The sequence below is a fragment of the Herbaspirillum sp. B65 genome (genome assembly GCF_000333555.1).
Classification (GTDB): domain Bacteria; phylum Pseudomonadota; class Gammaproteobacteria; order Burkholderiales; family Burkholderiaceae_D; genus Herbaspirillum; species Herbaspirillum rubrisubalbicans.
Window position 1 is genome coordinate 1 of sequence record NZ_BADI01000684.1, and the last position, 1249, is coordinate 1249.

The following is a 1249-nucleotide window of genomic DNA, read 5'->3' on the forward strand; positions in this document are numbered from 1 at the left end:
CCTTCACCTATCTTCAATTCACCATCTCCCTGTGCCGCTTGCAGAGGGGGGGGTGGCAGGATTGTTCATATACGCTTGTTCGAGGCCTGAGCCGGGCGGAGATGACAGCATCTGACCGCGCCAGCCAGGGCCCATTAATCTGCATCAAGCCTGGCGCCGATGTCGCTGCGGCAACTGCCTTGATCAGGTAAAGTCTTCCGTTCGCGTAACAGGGCATCGAACCAATCCGGTTCGCGTCAATCATTTAAAGAGTTTTCGTCCGTTGCTGATGCTGACCATGGTGGCCGGCTCCTCCATGGGGATCACCTATTTCCTGCTCAACCGCGCCGGCAACCCCGATGCCTCGCCCATGCTGCACAAGCTGGCCGTGTCGATGAGCCAGGAAGAAGACGGCCGCAACGAGAAATACCTGAAGGAAAACTTGGCCATGATGGCCGTCAAGGTCGGCGAGATGCAAGCCCAGATGATGCGCCTGGATGCGCTGGGCGAGCGGGTGCAGGGCCTGGCTGGCATCCGCCCCGAGGAGTTCAACTTCAAGGAAGCGCCCGGTCGCGGCGGTGCCGAAGTCTCCAGCCAGGCCGGTCCGGCGCGTGATGTGAGCATGGATGAGCTGCGCCGCATGTTGGATAGCCTGGCGGTGGACGCCGGTCACCGCGCCGACTACCTCAACGCCGTGGAATCCACCCTGATGAGCGACAAGATCAAGTCGCGCCTGCTGCCGACCAATCAACCGGTCAACGTCGCCTACAATTCCTCCAGCTTCGGCTGGCGCCTGGACCCCTTCACCGGCCACAATGCCTTCCACGAAGGCTTGGACTTCCCGGCCCCGGTGGGCACGCGCATCGTCGCCGCCGCTGCCGGGGTGGTCATTGCCTCGGAATATCATTATCAGTTTGGTAACATGCTGGAAATCGACCACGGCAACAACATCATCACCCGCTACGCCCACGCCTCGCGGCTGTACGTGAAGGTGGGCGACATCGTCAAGCGCGGCCAGCACGTGGCCGATGTCGGTTCCACCGGCCGTTCAACCGGCGCCCACCTGCATTTCGAGGTGCGTATCCGCGGCATTGCCCAGGATCCGCGCAAGTTCCTGGCGCTCGGCGCCACGGGGGGCAACCAGCCCAAGCAGTTGCCGGTGTTCGTGGCCGGGCACTAAGCGCTAACCGCCGTCCGCCGGGCGTTTGCAGGCGGCAGGGGTGGCCGCCCAAGCGCATTTCCTGCGTGTTAGTGCATTTTGACAAGCCAG

1 protein-coding gene is annotated in these 1249 nt (G+C 62.6%); it reads left to right on the forward strand.

The features are described from left to right. Nucleotides 1–268: 268 nt before the first annotated feature. Nucleotides 269–1159, forward strand: coding sequence for a M23 family metallopeptidase (locus I5W_RS16225; protein ID WP_252717059.1), 891 nt, complete (start codon nucleotides 269–271; stop codon nucleotides 1157–1159). The last annotated feature ends 90 nt before the right edge of the window (nucleotides 1160–1249 follow it).